This window comes from Mesorhizobium sp. M0968 (assembly GCF_040319065.1).
Classification (GTDB): domain Bacteria; phylum Pseudomonadota; class Alphaproteobacteria; order Rhizobiales; family Rhizobiaceae; genus Mesorhizobium.
Genome location: NZ_JAMYNL010000017.1, coordinates 74,166 through 92,049, shown reverse-complemented (window position 1 = coordinate 92,049; position 17,884 = coordinate 74,166). Strand labels below are relative to the sequence as shown.

The following is a 17,884-nucleotide window of genomic DNA, read 5'->3' as shown; positions in this document are numbered from 1 at the left end:
ATGACACTCACCGGGTTCCTCGCCTATAGTGCTGCCCTCGGCATCGCCGCGGCTATCCCGGGCCCAGGCGTCACCGCGCTTGTTGCGCGTGCGCTGGGTTCCGGCTTCCGCTCGTCGCTGGCCATGTCGTTCGGGCTGATGCTCGGCGACCTGACCTATCTCACTGCCGTGGTGCTCGGCCTGGCTTTCGTCGCACAGACTTTCGGCATGGTCTTCCTGGCCATCAAATGGCTGGGCGTCGCCTACCTCGCCTTTCTTGGCTGGCGTTTCTGGACGAGCGGCATCACGCCGGAAACGGTGGAGGCGAAGAAAGGCAAGGGCGGCTTGGCATCCAGCTTTGTAGCCGGCTTTGCCGTCACGCTCGGCAATCCGAAGACGATGATCTTCTATCTTGCCATCACCCCGACCATCGTCGATCTGAAGACGATCACGCTGGCCGATTACGGCATCCTCGTCGCGCTCACCATCGTCGTCCTGCTCGTCGTGCTGGTGCCCTATCTGGCGCTGGCGGCCAAGGCGCGCTGGTTCCTGAAGTCGCCGCGGGCGCTGAGGGCACTCAACCGCACCGCCGCCGGCTTCATGGTCGGCGCGGCGGCGGCAATTGCCGCCCGCCAATAGATCTGTTTCGCCAATCCGCCCAAGGATTGCCACGCCTTGCAAGGGCGGGGGTACTCAGCACGAACTTCACTCGGATATTTTTCGATCGACAGCCTATCTTGCGCGGTGGATGGCTCTATCCTATGCCCGCGCGACTTTTGCCGCTTGACCTCTGGGAGGAAATCAATGAACAAGCCCGCCACCCACACACACGTGCCCGGCCGCGGCCGCATCTACAATTCGATCACCGAGACGATCGGCGACACGCCGCTGGTGCGGCTTGATAAATTCGCCAGGGAGAAGGGTGTCGTCGCCAATCTGCTGGCCAAGCTCGAATTCTTCAACCCGATCGCCTCGGTCAAGGACCGCATCGGCGTGTCGATGATCGAGGCATTGGAGGCTTCGGGCAGGATTACGCCCGGCAAGACCACCCTCATCGAGCCGACCTCGGGCAATACCGGCATCGCACTCGCCTTTGCCGCCGCTGCCAAGGGCTACAAGCTGATCCTGACCATGCCGGAAACCATGTCCGTCGAACGCCGCAAGATGCTGGCTCTGCTCGGTGCCGAACTGGTGCTGACCGAAGGGCCGAAAGGCATGAAGGGCGCCATCGCCAAGGCCGACGAGCTGGCGGCAACGCTGCCCGACGCTGTCATTCCGCAGCAATTCGAAAACCTGGCCAATCCGGAAATCCATCGCCGCACCACCGCCGAGGAAATCTGGAACGACACCCATGGCGAAGTCGATATCTTCGTTGCCGGCATCGGGACCGGCGGCACCATCACCGGCGTCGGCCAGGTGCTGAAGAAGCGTAAGCCCTCGGTGCATGTCGTCGCCGTCGAACCGGAAGCCTCGCCGGTGCTGTCGGGCGGCCAGCCAGGCCCGCACAAGATCCAGGGCATTGGCGCCGGCTTCGCGCCAAAAATCCTCGACACGACGATCTATGACGAGATCGTCAAGGTCTCGAACGAGGATTCGGTTGCTAATGCACGGCTCGTCGCTCGGCTCGAAGGTGTGCCGGTCGGCATCTCGTCGGGGGCCGCCCTGCAAGCGGCGATCGTCGTCGGCTCGCGGCCCGAGAACAAGGGCAAGAACCTCGTCGTCGTCATCCCCTCCTTCGCCGAGCGCTATCTCTCGACGATCCTGTTCGAGGGATTGGGCGCTTAGACACGAGCGTTTTTGACCGGTCAGTAGCGATCCTTCGCGATGCCCCTCCGACATCAAATACTCAGTATCACGCGTCGGCGTGGACCGCTGAAAAACCACCTGTGGCGGGCGTCGTTCGCTTGAGCGGCGGGTCACTTCCGTATCAATCGTCGCTGCCCGGCAGGTGGAGGACTTTATGTACAAGCTCTATACGCGTGCCAATACCGGCGGCTTTGTCGTCGAGGCGGCGCTCGCTTTGGCGGGCGTGCCTTTCGACCAGATCGACGTTCCGAAGGGCCGACCCGACCAGGCCTTTCTTGATATCAGCCCCTTGAACCAGGTGCCGGTCCTGATCTTGCCGGACGGACGCTCGATGACCGAATCGGCGGCGATCTGCATCCTGCTGGCCGAGCGCCACCCCGAAGCAGGACTGGCGCCCGCAGCAAGTTCGGCTGACCGCGCCGACTTCCTGCGCTGGATGTTTTTCATGTCCTCCGTCATCTATTCGGCTGGCCTGCGGTTCTTCTACGCTCATCGCTACACGACCGATCCCCGGGGTGTGGACGCTGTCAAACAGGCGGCGGTCTCGGAAATGGATCGCAGCCTCGCCATTCTCGATGCCGCCCTCGACGGCCGCGACTGGCTGGCCGGCGACCAACTCTCGCTGGCCGACATCTATCTCGTCATGCTGGTGGCCTGGCATCCGGAGGTCGCGAAGGTTCCAACCGCTTGGCCGAACATCGAACGCCTGTGGGCCAATTTGCGGGAACATCGGGTGATGAAGAGGCTGAATGCTTCCCACGACATGTGGCCGGCCTAAGCACTCCGCCTTGTCTCAGTGTCTTTCCGCGCGGCCGAGCCCTGCCCGTCGTTCCTGCAGGAACCGGCGCACGGCCGGATCTCGTTCGAGGCCGATAGCCCGGTCATAGGCCTCGCTCGCTTGTGGAACTTTGCCGAGTCTGGCCAGCAGGCCCGCGCGGGCGGCCCAGTAAGGTTGATAGTCATACAGCCGCTTGTCGCCGCTGAGTTGATCAAGCGCGCCCAATCCTTCTGAAGCACCTTCGGCCTCGGCAATCGCCACCGCACGGTTGATCGACACCACCGGCGAGCCGGCAATCACCGACAGCGCGTCGTAGAGCTCCTTGATCGCGACCCAGTCGGTACAACCGGTCAGCCGCCGTGTCGTATGGGCGGATTGCACGGCGGCCTCGAGCTGGTAGCGGCCGACAACACCCTCGGCGGCCGCGCGCCCGAGCAGCGCCTCCGCTTCATCGATCAGGGTATCGTCCCACAATGCAAGATCCTGCTCGGCCAGCGGCACATAGTCACCCGCCGCATTGCGCCGGGCTGCACGCCGCGCCTCGGCGAACAGCATCAGCGCCAGCAGGCCGAGTGCTTCCGGCTCATCCGGCATCAGCGAGGCGATCAAACGGCCGAGCCAGATGCCTTCGGTCGCGAGATTGCGGCGCCGCGTTTCGGTGCCGGCCGGGTCGGACCAACCTTCGGCAAACGCCGCGTAGATCGCTTCCAGAACGGTGCCCAGCCGCTCGCCGAGCTCGGCCCGCTCCGGCACGCGGAACGGAATGCCTGTCTCGCGAATTCGCGTCTTGGCGCGCACCAGGCGCTGGCTCATCGTGGCTGGCGAGACAAGAAAAGCCGAGGCGATGGTCGCTGCGTCGAAGCCCAGGACCGTCTGCAGGATCAGCGGTGCTCGCACGCCGGCCTCAATCGCGGGATGGGCGCAGGCAAACATGAGCCTGAGCCGCTCGTCCGGCAGGTCTTCCTCGGCCATGCGCGCCTCCATCTCCTCGGCGATCAGTCTGAGGTGGTCGCGGCCCGCCTCGCGTGTCAGCCGCCGTCTGACCGCGTCGACGCGGCGCTTGCGTGCCACCGCCAGCAGCCAGGCTTCCGGCTTGTCGGGCACGCCCGCCTGTGGCCAACGCTCGAGCGCCGCTGCAAAGGCATCGGCCAATGCGTCCTCGGCAGCGGCCACGTCGCGCGTGCGTGCGGCGAGATAAGCGACCAGCTTGCCGTAGCTTTGCCGGGCGGCCGCTTCCGCCGCCGCCCGCGCAGTATCGGGCAATTCCGGCATCACATGGTGAGTTCCCAGATCGGCCGCACCTCTACCGTGCCGGTGCTGGCGCCCGGGCAGCGCGCCGCCCAGGCAATGGCGGCGTCGACGTCCTCCGCTTCGATCATATAGAAGCCGGCAAGCTGCTCCTTGGTGTCGGCATAGGGGCCGTCGAGCACGTTGGTCTTGCCATTGGCCATCCGCACCGAGGTAGCGGATTGCGTCGGCTTCAGCCGGTCGCCGGCGAGCCAGGCGCCGGATTTCTTCAGCGCTTCGGTGTAGGCGACGTACGCGCTCGACATCTGTGTCACCGCATCTGCTGGCGCGGCTGCCATCCCCGCTTCGTTTCCATAGATCAAAAGCATGTATCGCATGGTCTTCTCCCGTTTCTCGAGGGCCGCATCGTTGCGAGCCGGACTTATGTCGCGCGGCCCTGCCGGATTTCGACAAGCGCTGGAAAAATCTTTCTGCCGCGATGCGACCTTGCGCAAGCGCCAACGTGTTGCGGCACTGCTTAGTCGTTCGTCTAGTCGCTGCTATTGCGGGTTGGCATTTCCCGCCCGCTGTCTAAACTCGCTTCGTGCCGCCGAGGAGGGCACGGCGGCGAATTTTCAGGGAGGAAATCGCATGCTCAATTTCAGGACGAAATTTGTTGCAGCCGGCGTGCTGGCGCTGTCGCTTGGCCTTGGCGCGGTATCGGTCAAGGCACAGGAATTCATCAACGTGCTGACCGGCGGCACGTCCGGCGTCTACTATCCGCTCGGCGTCGCGCTGTCGGAAATCTACGGCAAGGGCATCGAAGGCGCGCGTACTCAGGTGCAGGCGACGAAAGCGTCGGTCGAAAACCTCAACCTGCTTCAGCAGGGCAAGGGCGAGATCGCCTTTGCGCTCGGCGATTCCGTCAAGCTGGCCGCCGAAGGCAATACCGAAGCAGGCTTCCCAGGCAAGCTCGACAAGCTGCGCGGCATTGCCGCCATCTATCCCAACTACATCCAGATCGTCGCCAGCAAGGAATCCGGCATCAAGACGCTCGCCGATCTCAAGGGCAAGAGCCTTTCGGTCGGCGCGCCGGCCTCAGGCACCGAGCTCAACGCCCGCACGATATTTGCCGCTGCCGGGCTGAAATACGAAGACCTCGGGCGGATCGAATATCTGCCCTTCGCCGAATCGGTGGAGCTGATCAAGAACCGCCAGCTCGACGCCACGCTTCAGTCGGCTGGCCTTGGGGTCGCGTCGATCCGTGACCTCGCCACCTCATTGCCGGTAAACATCGTTGCCGTGCCGGCGGAGGACGTCGCTAAGATCGGCTTGCCCTATCTTTCCGTGGTCATCCCCAAGGGCACCTACGAGGGCCAGACCGAGGATGTTGCGACCGCCGCCGTCGGCAATTTCCTGATCACCAGCGCCGATGTCTCCGACGAGACCGCCTACCAGATGACAAAACTGCTGTTCGAGCATCTCGACCAGCTCACCGCTGCCCACGCCGCCGCCAAGGCGATCGACCCGGCCAAGGCGCTCGACGGCATGCCAGTGCCGCTGCATCCAGGCGCCGAGAGGTATTACAAGGAAAAGGGATTGGTGAAGTAAGGAGCCATCCCTCCCCCTTGAGGAAAAGGTGAACAGCTGCCGAAGGCGAATGGACCGGTAGGGTCGGTTGAGGCCGTACACTGCCGCACCGACCCCACCCGCCTAGCTTCGCTCGCACCTCCCTCGGGGAGGGGAGCGCCCCGCCAGGAACCCCGCTAATGACCGCAACCCCGACCGTTCTTTCCCCCACAGCGGAAGCTCCTGTCGAAGGATTGCCGCCTGGCTTCGGCGAAGGCATCGCTGGCAAGGCGGCTTTTTTTATCGCCATCGCCTTCTCCATCTTCCAAATCTACATCGCCGCCTACGGCAGCCTACCGAGCCAGGTCATACGCGCCATGCATGTCGGCTTCCTGCTGCTGCTCGGCTTTGCCCTAATCGCCAATCTGCGCGCCAAAAGCGTCCCGGCGAAAGCAGTGTTCTGGACGCTCGGCCTGCTTGGTTTCGCCACCGGTCTGTACAATTGGGTGTTCTATGCCGACCTCATCCGCCGCTCCGGCTTTCTCACCACGCCTGACCTGATCGTCGGCGCGGTGCTGGTCGTGCTGGTCTTCGAGGCGGCGCGGCGGTTGATGGGACTGCCGCTTGCCGTCATTGCCTTCATCTTTCTCGCCTACGCATTCGCCGGCAATCATCTGCCACCGCCGTTCATCCATCGCGGCTATGATTTCGCCCAGCTCGTCGACACCTTCGCCTACGGTACCGAAGGCATCTACGGCACGCCGATCTATGTCTCGGCCGCCTACATCTTCATCTTCGTCGTTTTCGCCGCCTTTCTTGAGCGCGCCGGCATGATCGCGCTGTTCAACGATTTTGCGCTTGGCCTGGTCGGCTCATGGCGCGGCGGCCCGGCGCAAGTCTGCGTGCTGTCCTCGGCGCTGATGGGCACCATTTCCGGCTCCGGCGTCGCCAATGTGGTGGCCAGCGGCCAGTTCACCATCCCGCTGATGAAGCGCTTCGGTTTCCGCTCGGCTTTCGCCGGCGCCGTCGAGGCGACCTCGTCGATGGGCGGTCAGATCATGCCGCCGGTGATGGGAGCGGTTGCCTTTATCATGGCCGAGACCCTGAACATCCCCTATGCCGCTGTGGTCAAGGCGGCGATCATTCCGGCGCTGCTCTATTTCGGCGCCTGTTTCTGGCAGGTGCACCTGGAAGCCGGCAAGGCCGGCCTGCACGGCATGGCCAAGGCCGACCTGCCCAACCCGTGGGATGCGGTGAGACAACATTGGCCGCTGGTACTGCCTCTCGCAGCACTGATCTACCTGCTGTTTGCCGGCTACACACCGGTGTTCGCCGGCACCATGGGCCTGGCGTTGACCATTGTGCTTATCCTCGGCACGCCGCTGGCAGCATCGATCGGGCCGCTCGCCTTCCGCATCGTCTTCTGGTTGGCGCTCGGGCTTGCCGCGGCTTCCTTCATGAAATTCGGCGTCAACATCCTCAGCCTGGTCATCGCCGTGCTGGTCGCCGCCTGCCTCACCTTCAAGGGCGGGCGCGAGACGCTGCGCATATGCGTGGATTCGCTTGCCGAAGGAGCAAAGAACGCGCTGCCGGTCGGCATTGCCTGCGCCATTGTCGGCATCGTCATCGGTACGTTGACGCTTACCGGCATCGCCTCGACCTTCATCGGCTGGATCATCTCGATCGGCGAGAACAATCTGTTCCTGTCGCTGCTTTTGACCATGCTCACCTGCCTGGTGCTCGGCATGGGCATACCGACCATTCCCAACTACATCATCACTTCGTCGCTGGCCGGGCCAGCGCTGCTGTCGCTCGGCGTGCCGTTGGTGGTCAGCCATATGTTCGTCTTCTATTTCGGCATCATGGCCGATCTCACCCCGCCTGTGGCGCTGGCCGCCTTCGCCGCCGCACCCATGGCCAAGGAAAGCGGCCTCAAGATCGGCGTCCAGGCCACCAAGCTTGCCATTGCCGGCTTCGTTGTGCCGTTCATGGCGGTCTATACCCCGGCGCTGATGCTGCAGGACCCCGGCCCGATCGCCGCCCAGTTCGGCTATCCCGTCGAGGTCGCCTATATCGTCATCAAAGCCTGCATGGGTATCGTCCTGTGGGGCGCCGCGGCCGTCGGATTTCTCGCCCGGCGCATGGCCTGGTGGGAACGCCTCGTCGCCTTCGCCGCCGGCGTGCTGCTGGTTGCGGCGCTGCCGCTCACCGACGAGGCGGGCTGGGCGCTGTCCCTTGTCTGGATCGGCTGGCACTGCTGGCGCGCGCGGCAGGCTTCGCTGGCTAATTCAGCATGAGCCTCTGCATCGTCGCGGCCGGCAAGACGGTAACGCTCGCGGTCGCTGCCTTCACGCTCTCCTGGGTGCATTCGGTGGAGAAGACCCAGTGGCAGGAAGACTGGAAGGTGCTGCCGTCCGGCCTGCAGCTCGTCGAGGCCCGCATCAAGGGATCGGGCGCCGGGATGGAGCCGCCGCAAGGCTCGGTGCTGAGAAACGGCTGGTGGGTCTATGCGCCCAAGGTCGGGCCACAGCGGCGCCTCGCGCTCGCCGCCTCGGGCGCAACGGGTCAGGGCTGGACGCTGTGCACGGCGCAGGACTGTCGCGAATTGGCCAAGCTGGCAGGCGGCACGATCTCGCTGGAGCCGTGCGGGCCGGAGGGCTCCAGCCAGCCGCGGTAGCGGACGATCATGCCGGCAAGCGGATGCGAGATCTCGACATGGAAGCGGAAGCGGCCATCCTTCACCGTTTCGTAGGAAGTCGAGCGTGGACCGAGCCACATCGGAAGCGGCAGGCCAAAAAAACTCCAGCGGCGCAAGACCAGCGCCAGCCGGCCGTCTTCTGCAACCAGCGCCATCGCGAAGGTCAGCGGGCCGAAGCGTTCGCACAGCAGGCGCTGCGATCGACCCCGGCCAGCGGACTGTACGCTCGAAAAACTGTGCTTGCCGAATGTCCGCGTCCAGGTCTCGCCGTCCTTGTCGGTGTCGAAGCGGACATGAACCGGGATGGCCCCGCTTGCCCCGGGGAAGCCGACCGTCCAGGCCATTAGCCGGCCAAGAACATTGCGCCCGCGGTCGACGCACGCGCGGCCTGCCGCCGTGATCGTACGGTCATGCATTGAACGAATTGCCTCGGGAAGGCCTTGCCAGGCGGCACCGAGCAGCTCGGCATAAAGCGGCTCGCTCTCGTCGCTGGGCTCGTCCCTGAACCCGGTGCAGATCGTTTTGCCAGCGAACAGGGCTTCGTAATCCCGGAGTTCCAGATCGCGCACGGCAGCCCGTGCGCCCGGCGCGGGCTGATCTCCGGCCAATGCTTTGCGGACCAACGCTTCGACCGCCATCGACGGGATCAGCGGCCCGTCATTGCCCTCCGCCAAGAGATGCGACGAGCGCTTGACGATGGCGCCCGCCCGGTCCGATCCCTCCACCTCGACGAACATGCCGCCGCGATGCTCGCCCCAGCACAGCCGGTTCGTTGCCTGATGCATCAGCGGCGCCAGCGGCGAAAGCGAACCGATCAATCCGGCGCACACCAGCCAGGCGAGGCCGATCAGGGCGCGGTGCAGCGTCTCGGGAACCGGCCCGGCGCCCATCCAGATGGTCTTCGCCTCCGGCCAAAGCTTGGCCAGAGCGCGCAGGTCCGGAACGTCGACCAGCGAGAACAGCGTGTTTCGAAGCGGCAGCCGGCCCGGCGGCGCGACGGAGTAGCGCAATTGCTCTGTGAACGGATGGCCTTGTTCGGGACGGCCGTTACGAACAAGCCGCACCGGCTGACCGGCGTAACCGGCGATAGCCCGAATCACGTTCTCGCCGACTCCGGCAAAGGGCGACGGCGCGATGCCGCCGCGAATGCCGTCGACCCGCGTCAGGTCCGAAGACAGGCGACGCACCACTGCCGCCGTCAGCACCGGAAAGCTCGACACGCCGGACAGCACGAAGACGCCGGCGTTTCGCGCCGCCTCGTCGAACGCAGAGACACCGGCGACGAAATCCGAGCCGTCGGCTAGATCGAGATAGTTGATGCGCCGGGCGATGCAGCCCTCGATCAGGCGATAGCGTCCCTCGCCATAGGCCTGGAACGGACCGCTCGCGTCGACTACAATATCAGGCTCAAATGCAGCGAGTTGCGCGGCGAGATCGCTGTCACGGTCGAACAGTGCCGGCACCAGCTGGGCTGCTGTCGGGGCGCGCTTCTTGCAATAGGCATCGGCCCTGGCAAGCGAACGCCCGGCGACGATCAGGATCAGACGCGGCTCGTCCTCAAGCAGCTCGACGATACGGCCACCAAAGGTGCCATAGCCGCCGACTATAAGAACCTTCATTCGCAGTTCCCCCAAAGTGCCGGCGCGCCGCCCGCTCGCTACGTCCGGCGACGGCAACGAACCCTAGCCGATCAACCTTGCCCTGACCTCGGCGGAAGGGATTTCGCAATTGTCTTTCTTGCCGAACAGGGCGTAGCGGTTCTTTGCGATGCGGCCGTAGAGCCAGTCGCGAAGCGGGCGCGGCAACAGCAGCAGGATCCGCGCCGACCGACACGGCCAGCCGAGTTCGGCCATGACGGCAACGAAACTGTCCAGGCGGGTGAAAGCCGCGCCATCGACGATGACGAGATTGGTCTCGTAGCGATCCGTCCGCAGCCCGTATTTCTTGAACAGCACCTCGCCGAACGGTGACTGCGCCGTTACGAAATGGAAGTGGCCCTTGCGGTCGAGCTTCACCACCATGCGCACAAAGCCCGAGCACAACACGCAGACGCCGTCGAACACGATCAACGGGCGACTTGCATCGAATTCCGGCGGCTCAGGAGAATGGTTCGGCTTGACGGTCACGTGGCGCCTGACAGCTGGTGTCAGATGAAACTAGGCCTGCCGGCGGCTGGATCAAAGCCCGGAATGTCAGGGCCTTGGCGTTGTCGCACGCCGTCTGTCGGTCAGCGCAGGGCGCTCGGCGCGATAGGTCGTTGACCGGTTGTCGGCGTCGGGCCGGCAGATCCGGCTGTCGTGACGGCTTTCCGTGGTCATCATCAGTGCACGCTGATCCCAAGCGTGTTGCCACGGCGCGCGCAGGCGGGGCCTGGGCCGCGCATATAATAGCGCTCAGGCCGATAGGTCGGAGCGACGAATTCGCGGATGGCGGCGGCATAGCCGGCGATTTGATTCCAGAAGCTCATTTTACTCGGTCCCTGTCCCGCTTCCCTTCCGAATTGCGGGGATCATAGCGTCCAGGCGTGAATAGTCGGTGAACGCGATGTTAATCTCTGGTCGAAAATGCCTTTGTTCATGGCTGGAATGCGGCTGATTCGCGGTGTTTCCATGCAGTCCGTCGGCATTTCGTCCAGTGTGACTTTTGCATCACATATGTTTCGCCTGAATGTCGCAGAGGCGCGGTTTTGTTTCAGGTTTTGCCGGACCGCGAAATTTCCGTGCACGCGGCCGGAAAACCAGGAACCGGCCCGTCAGCCGCACGTTGATTTCCCAGTGCCGGGACGAACCGGCTCCGCAGGCTGTGGTGCTCGGGTGGGCCGCAGCCAAAAAATCCGAAACCGCAAGAGCAATGGAAAGGCAAAGGCCATGGGTTTCTTTTCGAAGGATATCAAAACCCTCGACGACCTCTTCGTGCACACGCTGCGCGACATCTATTACGCTGAAAAACAGATCGAGAAATCGCTGCCGAAGATGATCGACAAGGCGAGTGATCCGCAGCTGAAAGCCGGCTTTGAGAAACATCTCGCTCAGACCAAGGGTCATATCCAGCGTGTCGAGCAGGTGTTCGAACTGCACGGCGTGAAGGCCAAGCAGGTCGACTGCCCAGCCATCGACGGCATTCTCGAAGAAGCCGACGACGTCAGCGGCGACATCGCCGACAAGGAGGTCCTCGACGCTGCGCTGATCGCCTCCGCCCAGGCGGTCGAGCATTATGAGATGACCCGTTACGGCACCCTGATTGCTTGGGCCAAGCAACTGGGCCGCAGCGACTGCGCCAATGTGTTGGCCAACAACCTCAAGGAGGAGCAGGCAACCGACCGCAAGCTTACCGAGATAGCGGAAAGCAAGGTCAACCTGCAAGCCGCCGAGTAGCGCAGTGAGCGAGAACAAGGCAAGGCTGGGTTGAAAGCCCGGACTTGCCTTTTGCGCCGCCGGAACCGGAACGGACTTTGCCCGTTCTCGGTTGAACATTGTCGTGCAGGGAGTTTGTCATGGCGCCGCGCCCGGCCTGGAGAGGGTATCTCAAGCTTTCGCTGGTCACTTGCGCCGTCGAACTGACCAATGTCGTCACCCAGGCGGAGAAAGTCTCATTCCGCGTGCTCAACCGCAAGACCGGCAATACCGTCAAGCGCGTCTATGTCGATTCGGCAAGCGGCAAGCCGCTCGATGAAGGCGACGAGATCAAGGGCTACGAAATCGGCGACGGCGACTTCGTCCAAATCGAGGAGGAGGAGATCGAAGCCGTGCAGATCGAATCCTCGCACACGATGAGCCTCGATGGTTTCATCGAAAAATCCTCGATCCAACAGATCTATCTCGACGCGCCCTATTATGTGACGCCTGCGGACGAGGTCTCGGAAGAGGCCTTCGCCGTCATCCGCGACGCCATGGCCGCCAAGAAGACGGCGGGGCTAGCCCGCATTGTGCTCTATCGCCGCGAACGTCCGGTGGTCATCGAGCCGTTGGGCAAGGGTCTGCTGCTGACGACCTTGCGCTATGGCGATACGGTTCGCAGGCCCGAGATAGTGTTCGGCGACATCAAGACGGTGAAGACCGACGCCGAGATGATCAGGCTGGCCGAACACATCGTCGATGAGAAACAGGCGGGGTTCGATCCTTCCGAATTCGAGGACAAATACGAAAATGCCCTGATCGAGCTGGTCCGCGCCAAGAAGGCCGGCAAGAAGGCACCGAAGGCCAAGGCGGAACCACGGCCCTCCAACGTCGTCAACCTCTTCGATGCGCTGAAGAAGAGCCTTTCGTCGGAAGCCGGTGCGCCGGCAAAGACCGGACGCCCGGGAAAAGGCGCCAAGTCCAAAGCCGCCCGGCGCAAATCTGCTTAGGATCCGCCCATGGCCAGCCTCGAGCAGTATCACGCCAAGCGCAATTTCAAGAAGACGGCCGAACCAGCCGGCAAGGTTTCGCGCGGCAAGAAAGCCGTGGCGGGTGGCATCTTCGTCATCCACAAGCATGCCGCCACCAGGCTCCACTACGACCTTCGTCTCGAGCATGGTGGCGTGCTGTGGAGCTGGGCCGTGACGCGAGGCCCGAGCCTCGACCCGCACGAAAAGCGGCTCGCCGTGCACGTCGAGGACCACCCGATCGACTATGCGCCGTTTGAAGGCACTATCCCGAAGGACCAATATGGCGGCGGCTCGGTCATTGTCTGGGACGAGGGAACTTGGGTCCCCGATGGCGAACCGGCAAGGGCGATGAAGAAAGGCCATATCAGTTTCGAACTGTATGGCCACAAATTGCATGGCGCCTGGCATCTGGTGCGGCTGAAGCCGCGTCCGGGCGAAAAGCGTGACAACTGGTTGCTGATCAAATCCGACGATGCCGCCGCGCGTCCGGGCGAGGACATTTTGCAGGAGGCGCCGCAATCGGTGAAATCCGGCCTGACCATCGAAGAGGTCGGCGAAGGCAAGACCGCCGACGGCAAGAAGCCAAGCGTCTGGCAGTCCGACAGGCCGGCCGCCAGCAAAGCGAAGGCCGTCGCGGCAAGGCGGCTGGAATTCATCGAACCGGCGCTCGCAACGCTGGAGCGGGACGCCCCGCCCGGCAAGGACTGGCTACATGAGGTGAAGTTCGACGGCTATCGCATGCAGGCGCAGCTTGCCGGCACCGAGGTGCGGCTTTTGACACGCGCCGGCCTCGACTGGACCGACAAATTCGGTGGCGCAATTGTCGCGGCACTTGGCGGCCTGAAATGCACCGATGCTATCATCGACGGCGAAATCGTCGTGCTGGCGCATAATGGCGTGTCATCATTCTCGCTGCTGCAGCAAGATCTGTCGGCGGGCCGTACGGATCGTTTCATCTACTACGTTTTCGACCTGTTGCGTCTCAACGGTGAGGATATCCGTTCAGAGCCGCTGGTCGAGCGCAAGGAAAGGCTGCGCACTTTGCTCGCCGGACAGGCCGAGGATCAGGCCGTGCGCTTCAGCGACCACTTTGCCGAGCCCGGCAAGATCATGCTGGAGCATGCTTGCCGGCTGGGGCTCGAAGGCGTCGTCTCCAAGCGCGCCGATGCGCCCTACCGCAGCGGCCGTGTCCCGTCCTGGGTGAAGTCGAAATGTACGGCGCGCCAGGAATTCGTCATCGGCGGCTACATGCCGTCGGACAAGACCGGGCGGGGCCTGCGCTCGCTGCTGGTCGGCTATCACGAGGGCGGCAAGCTGCGCTATGCCGGCCGCGTCGGCACCGGCTTCACGGCCAAAAGCACCAACGAGCTGAAGAGGAGGCTTGATGCGCTGAAGACGACAACCTCGCCCTTCGACAGGGCGGTGCCAAGGGGCAAGGGGCTGGTCTGGGTCAAGCCCGAACTTGTCGGCGAAGTGGAGTTTCGCAGTTGGACGTCGGACCGTATAATACGCCACGCGTCGTTCCAGGGATTGCGCGAGGACAAGCCGGCGGAGGAAGTCGTGCAGGAGAAACCGAAAGCACGCTCAGCCACGGCCGAGCCGAGGCCAAAGCCCGCCGAACCCGCCGGCGCGGCGAAAACCTCGGTTACGCTGTCCCGCCCCGACAAGCTTCTGTGGCCGCAGGAGAACGTATCGAAGCAGGATCTGGTCGATCACTACGCGCTGGTCTGGCCGCGCATGAAGCAATTCGTCATCAACCGGCCGCTCAGCCTCGTGCGGGCGCCGGACGGTGTTGGCGGCCAACGGTTCTTCCAGAAGCATGCCTCGGCCGGCATGCACGACAAGATCGCCGTGATGAAGGACCCCACCGACGGCGAGGAGATATTGTTCATCCGCGATTTCGACGGTGTCGTGGCCCTCGTTCAACTCGGCGTCGTCGAGATCCACATCTGGGGCTCGACCACGGACGAGCTGGAAAAACCAGACCAGATCATCTTCGATCTCGATCCCGACGAGGGTGTCGACGTGAAGGCGGTGCGTGCCGCGGCGCTCGATATCCGCAGCCGGCTCGACGAACTGTCCCTGCCTAATTTCGTCAAGACCTCGGGCGGCAAGGGCTATCATGTCCTCGTCCCGCTGAAGCCGTCGGCGGACTGGGACGAGGTCAAAGGCTTCGCCCATGAGTTCGCCCGAGCGCTCGAGCAAGCCGCACCCGACCGCTACACGGCGACGCTGTCTAAGAAGGCGCGCACCGGCAGGATATTCGTCGATTATCTGCGCAATGGCCGTGGCGCGACCACGGTCGCGCCCTATTCGTCGCGCGCCAAAAAAGGCGCCACGGTATCAATGCCGGTGACCTGGGCGGAAATCGAGGCCGGATTGCCGCCGAACGCCTTTCCGATCGGCGACAAGACGACGCTGAAGCGGCTTGGGCAAGCCGATCCCTGGGAGGATTTTTTCAAGCAGGCCAAGCCGCTCAAGCGCGGCTAGAGCAATTCCAGGAAAAGTGTGGAACGGTTTTCCGTCTGGGATTGCGTCAAAACAAAAAAGATAGAGCGGTTCGGTGTTTCCGTGAAACGACGAGCCGTTCTAGTGCGTCGAAGCGAGCCGTCAGGCGAGAAACGTCTTCTCGAACGCCTGCTTGCCTGTCGGCGAGAAAATCACCGCACGGCTGTCCTTCTCGCGCCGCGCCCATTTCTCGGCGAGGATCTTGTCGAGAATGGCGGCGCCCAGCGTGCCGGCGAGGTGCGAACACCGCACGCTCCAGTCGAGGCAGGCCCGGCACACCGGTCGCCGCGCCTTGCCCTCGACATCGATGCCGATCGCGGCGAAATGCGAGGCGGCCGACGGCCCAAGCTGAATCTCCTCGTCATCTCGCAGGAGCACTTGTCGAGCGACGAGACGGTCCAGCATCGCCACCGCCTGCTCGCCGGCGAGGTGGTCGTAGCAGACCCGCGCCACGCGCATGGCCGCGTCGCGTGGGCCAGGCCGCACTCGTTGCGGCCCGGCCGCAGCGGCAACACCTGTGATCGCCTCGATCATGCCTGCTACCTGCGGGCCGGCGAGGCCGTAGTAGCGATGCCGTCCCTGGCTTGCCAGCGTCAGCAGCCCGCCTTCCATCAGCTTCGACAGATGGGAGCTCGCTGTCGGAAGCGACACCCCGGCCTCGAGTGCCAGTTCACTCGCCGTCAGTGCCGTGCCGCCCATCAGTGCGGACAGCATGTTTGCCCGCGCTGGATCGCCCACCAGGCTGGCAATGCGGGCTATGTCAGGTCCTTCGCGCATGGTTCGTTCCTCATCGAAGCATCCTCGTCAGAAAAGCATTAGTCTCGATGCAAATCAAGGAGACAACGATGCCTGCAAGGACCATTCACGGCGCCGCGCCTGCTCGCCGGCCGTTCCCGTTCATTGTCTTGCGGCGCTTGCGGCTGCGGCTCCTGAAGCGGTGGTACGACCGTCATCTGCAGCGTCTCGACCTCGCCGAGATCGACGATCATCTGCTGCGGGACCTTGGCCTGACACCTGAAGACGTCCGCCGCGAATGCGCGAAATCGTTCTGGCAGGCATGATCAGCGAAGGATTTGCCTAGCATATCGATCTTCGGAACGTTTCGATCCGGCTCGAACTGTGACCGCAAGAAAACATCCACCGCCAAGGAGGCGAAAATGACCATCACCTGCTTCATCCGCTACGAGATCGATCCGTTCGGCAAGGCGGCGTTCGAGGAATATGCACGCAATTGGGGGCAGGCGATCCCGCGTTGCGGCGCCGATCTGATCGGCTATTTCGCGCCGCACGAAGGCTCGGCCACCAGGGCTTATGCCACCTACAACATCGACAGTCTTGCGGCCTACGAAGCCTACCGCGCCCGGCTCGCCGCCGATCCCGCCGGTAAGGCGAATTACGAGTTCGCCCGGCGGGAAAAATTCATCCTGAAGGAGGACCGCACCTTCCTCAAGCTGGCCTCCGGGCCACATGCTCCTTTGGTGAAACCATGATCGCCGTCATCTTCGAGGTCGAGCCGGCGGCGGGCATGCGCGATGCCTATCTCGGCATCGCCGCCGATCTGCGCCCACTGCTCGACGGCATCGACGGCTTCCTGTCGATCGAGCGCTTCCAGAGCCTTGCCGATCCGAACCGCATCCTGTCGCTGTCCTTCTGGCGCGACGAGGATGCGGTGAAGGCCTGGCGCAACACGCAGGAACATCGGCAGGCGCAGAAGGCCGGGCGCGGCGGTATCTTTGCGGACTATCGTTTGCGTATCGCTCATGTCGTGCGCGATTACGGCCTGACCGAACGCGCCGAGGCGCCTCAGGACAGCCAGGCGGTGAATGGTTAAGCATTCCCGATCAGCACCCCTGCCGCAAACACCAGCGCGCCACCCAGCACCACCTGGAAGGCGGCGCGCCAGAATGGGGTCTGCATGTAGCGGTTCTGCACGAAGGCGATCGCCCACAGCTCGAAGAAAACCACCACGGCGGCGACAATGGTCGCCGTCCAAAAAAGCGGGATGAGATAGGGCAGCGCATGGCCGAGCCCGCCCAGCGTCGTCATGACGCCGACGGTCAGCCCGCGTTTTGCCGGCGAGCCGCGGCCAGATAATTTGCCGTCGTCGGAAGCCACCTCGGTGAAACCCATCGAGATGCCAGCGCCGATCGAGGCGGCAAGCCCGACCAGAAAGGTCTGGAACGTATCATGCGTGGCAAAGGCGGCGGCAAAGATCGGCGCCAGCGTCGACACCGAGCCATCCATCAGCCCGGCCAGCCCCGGTTGCACATAGGTCAGGATGAACTGGCGCTGCTCGGCCGCCGCCTCTTCGTCCTTGACCGCGCCCGGCACATGCTTTTGCTCCAGCCGCTGCGCCAGTGTCTCGTGGCCCTGTTCTGCGATCGCCAGGTCGTCGAGCAGCTTTCGCGTCGACGCATCGCCTGTGCGTTTGGCCGCCTCGATATAGAACAGGTAGGCTTGGCGCTCCATGGCCTCGGCCTGGCTGCGCACATGATCGATGCCGAGCGGCCTCACCAGCCAGTCCGGCTTGCGCTCGTAATAGCCCTTCACATGTTCGCGCCGGATCAGCGGTATGCGCTCGCCGAAGCGCTTGCGGTAAAGCTCGATCAGCGAATCGCGATGGCCGTCCTCCTCCTCCGCCATCTCCTCGAACACCTTGGCCGATTGCGGAAAGCTCTCCGCCAGCCCGTCGGCATAGGCGCGATAGATGCGCCCGTCATCCTCCTCAGAGGAGATGGCGAGCGCCAGGATCTCCTGTTCCGAGAGCGATTCAAAGGGACGGCGGCCGAAGCCGAAAACGCGGGAAAGCATGAGAAATTCACCCTAGTTTAGAACGGTTCTAAACTAGAGCTTCGCACATCCTCGGTCAATCGTGCCCGCTCCACTCATGCTCAAAGGTACAGGCTTCAAAATCCCGAACACATCGCCGTTGCTATCGGCAAACGTTCACCTA

General features: G+C 63.5%; 19 protein-coding genes. 12 read left to right on the top strand and 7 right to left on the bottom strand.

What is annotated here, in order from left to right; genetic code table 11:
* The 3 genes from NKH67_RS24335 to NKH67_RS24325 all read left to right on the top strand — a co-directional run bounded on the left by NKH67_RS24335 (position 1) and on the right by NKH67_RS24325 (position 2,563).
* A complete protein-coding gene (locus tag NKH67_RS24335) occupies positions 1-618 on the top strand; it encodes a LysE family translocator (RefSeq protein ID WP_352473576.1) in 618 nt (205 codons plus the stop codon).
* A gap of 165 nt (positions 619-783) precedes the next feature.
* Entirely contained in the window at positions 784-1,764 is a 981-nt protein-coding gene (gene cysK / locus NKH67_RS24330) for a cysteine synthase A (RefSeq protein ID WP_352473577.1), read from the top strand.
* Positions 1,765-1,939: 175 nt separating this feature from the next.
* A complete protein-coding gene (locus tag NKH67_RS24325; RefSeq protein ID WP_352473578.1) occupies positions 1,940-2,563 on the top strand; it encodes a glutathione S-transferase family protein in 624 nt (207 codons plus the stop codon).
* A gap of 15 nt (positions 2,564-2,578) precedes the next feature.
* On the opposite strand, the gene NKH67_RS24320 is transcribed toward NKH67_RS24325, so the two are convergent.
* Both NKH67_RS24320 and NKH67_RS24315 read right to left on the bottom strand, forming a co-directional pair.
* Positions 2,579-3,835 carry an RNA polymerase sigma factor gene (locus NKH67_RS24320; protein ID WP_352473579.1) on the bottom strand — a complete coding sequence of 419 codons (1,257 nt, stop codon included), beginning with the start codon at positions 3,833-3,835 and terminating at the stop codon, positions 2,579-2,581.
* Positions 3,835-4,188: a YciI family protein gene (locus NKH67_RS24315; RefSeq protein WP_023718846.1), complete on the bottom strand. Its 354-nt coding sequence runs from the start codon at positions 4,186-4,188 to the stop codon at positions 3,835-3,837. The genes NKH67_RS24320 and NKH67_RS24315 overlap by 1 nt, the downstream gene beginning before the upstream one ends.
* Positions 4,189-4,441: 253 nt before the next feature.
* Between NKH67_RS24315 and NKH67_RS24310 the strand changes: the two genes are divergently transcribed.
* From NKH67_RS24310 to NKH67_RS24300, 3 genes are all read left to right on the top strand, one after another.
* Positions 4,442-5,401 carry a TAXI family TRAP transporter solute-binding subunit gene (locus tag NKH67_RS24310; protein ID WP_352473580.1) on the top strand — a complete coding sequence of 320 codons (960 nt, stop codon included), beginning with the start codon at positions 4,442-4,444 and terminating at the stop codon, positions 5,399-5,401.
* A gap of 158 nt (positions 5,402-5,559) precedes the next feature.
* On the top strand, positions 5,560-7,656 hold the full coding sequence (locus NKH67_RS24305) for a TRAP transporter permease (RefSeq protein ID WP_352473581.1): 2,097 nt from the start codon (positions 5,560-5,562) through the stop codon (positions 7,654-7,656).
* The gene (locus NKH67_RS24300) at positions 7,653-8,036 is read left to right on the top strand and encodes a DUF1850 domain-containing protein (protein WP_352451865.1); all 384 of its coding nucleotides are present in this window, start codon (positions 7,653-7,655) and stop codon (positions 8,034-8,036) included. Before NKH67_RS24305 ends, NKH67_RS24300 begins: the two co-directional genes overlap by 4 nt.
* Here NKH67_RS24300 and NKH67_RS24295 read toward each other — a convergent pair.
* The 3 genes from NKH67_RS24295 to NKH67_RS24285 all read right to left on the bottom strand — a co-directional run bounded on the left by NKH67_RS24295 (position 7,925) and on the right by NKH67_RS24285 (position 10,524).
* The gene (locus tag NKH67_RS24295) at positions 7,925-9,676 is read right to left on the bottom strand and encodes a saccharopine dehydrogenase family protein (protein WP_352473582.1); all 1,752 of its coding nucleotides are present in this window, start codon (positions 9,674-9,676) and stop codon (positions 7,925-7,927) included. The two genes, NKH67_RS24300 and NKH67_RS24295, sit on opposite strands and share 112 nt — an antisense overlap.
* 63 nt (positions 9,677-9,739) lie before the next feature.
* Positions 9,740-10,183 carry a thiol-disulfide oxidoreductase DCC family protein gene (locus NKH67_RS24290; RefSeq protein WP_352473583.1) on the bottom strand — a complete coding sequence of 148 codons (444 nt, stop codon included), beginning with the start codon at positions 10,181-10,183 and terminating at the stop codon, positions 9,740-9,742.
* A 194-nt stretch (positions 10,184-10,377) separates the two neighbouring features.
* Complete coding sequence (locus NKH67_RS24285; RefSeq protein WP_023718851.1) at positions 10,378-10,524, bottom strand: hypothetical protein; 147 nt, start codon at positions 10,522-10,524, stop codon at positions 10,378-10,380.
* A gap of 400 nt (positions 10,525-10,924) precedes the next feature.
* Between NKH67_RS24285 and NKH67_RS24280 the strand changes: the two genes are divergently transcribed.
* The 3 genes from NKH67_RS24280 to ligD all read left to right on the top strand — a co-directional run bounded on the left by NKH67_RS24280 (position 10,925) and on the right by ligD (position 14,913).
* Positions 10,925-11,431 (top strand): YciE/YciF ferroxidase family protein, encoded by a 507-nt coding sequence (locus NKH67_RS24280; protein ID WP_352473615.1) that lies wholly within the window; start codon positions 10,925-10,927, stop codon positions 11,429-11,431.
* Positions 11,432-11,550: 119 nt separating this feature from the next.
* Entirely contained in the window at positions 11,551-12,402 is an 852-nt protein-coding gene (ku, locus tag NKH67_RS24275; protein WP_352502680.1) for a non-homologous end joining protein Ku, read from the top strand.
* Between the two features lie 9 nt (positions 12,403-12,411).
* On the top strand, positions 12,412-14,913 hold the full coding sequence (ligD, locus tag NKH67_RS24270) for a DNA ligase D (protein WP_352473587.1): 2,502 nt from the start codon (positions 12,412-12,414) through the stop codon (positions 14,911-14,913).
* A 120-nt stretch (positions 14,914-15,033) separates the two neighbouring features.
* Here the strand turns inward: ligD and NKH67_RS24265 are convergent, their stop codons facing one another.
* Positions 15,034-15,708, bottom strand: coding sequence for an ArsR/SmtB family transcription factor (locus NKH67_RS24265; RefSeq protein WP_352473588.1), 675 nt, complete (start codon positions 15,706-15,708; stop codon positions 15,034-15,036).
* Positions 15,709-15,776: 68 nt separating this feature from the next.
* Between NKH67_RS24265 and NKH67_RS24260 the strand changes: the two genes are divergently transcribed.
* The 3 genes from NKH67_RS24260 to NKH67_RS24250 all read left to right on the top strand — a co-directional run bounded on the left by NKH67_RS24260 (position 15,777) and on the right by NKH67_RS24250 (position 16,762).
* Positions 15,777-15,992 (top strand): DUF1127 domain-containing protein, encoded by a 216-nt coding sequence (locus tag NKH67_RS24260; protein WP_352473590.1) that lies wholly within the window; start codon positions 15,777-15,779, stop codon positions 15,990-15,992.
* A gap of 96 nt (positions 15,993-16,088) precedes the next feature.
* A complete protein-coding gene (locus NKH67_RS24255) occupies positions 16,089-16,421 on the top strand; it encodes an NIPSNAP family protein (RefSeq protein ID WP_352473591.1) in 333 nt (110 codons plus the stop codon).
* On the top strand, positions 16,418-16,762 hold the full coding sequence (locus NKH67_RS24250) for an antibiotic biosynthesis monooxygenase family protein (RefSeq protein ID WP_352473592.1): 345 nt from the start codon (positions 16,418-16,420) through the stop codon (positions 16,760-16,762). Before NKH67_RS24255 ends, NKH67_RS24250 begins: the two co-directional genes overlap by 4 nt.
* On the opposite strand, the gene mbfA is transcribed toward NKH67_RS24250, so the two are convergent.
* A complete protein-coding gene (gene mbfA, locus NKH67_RS24245; RefSeq protein WP_352473594.1) occupies positions 16,759-17,742 on the bottom strand; it encodes an iron exporter MbfA in 984 nt (327 codons plus the stop codon). The genes NKH67_RS24250 and mbfA overlap by 4 nt on opposite strands.
* Positions 17,743-17,884: the final 142 nt, after the last annotated feature.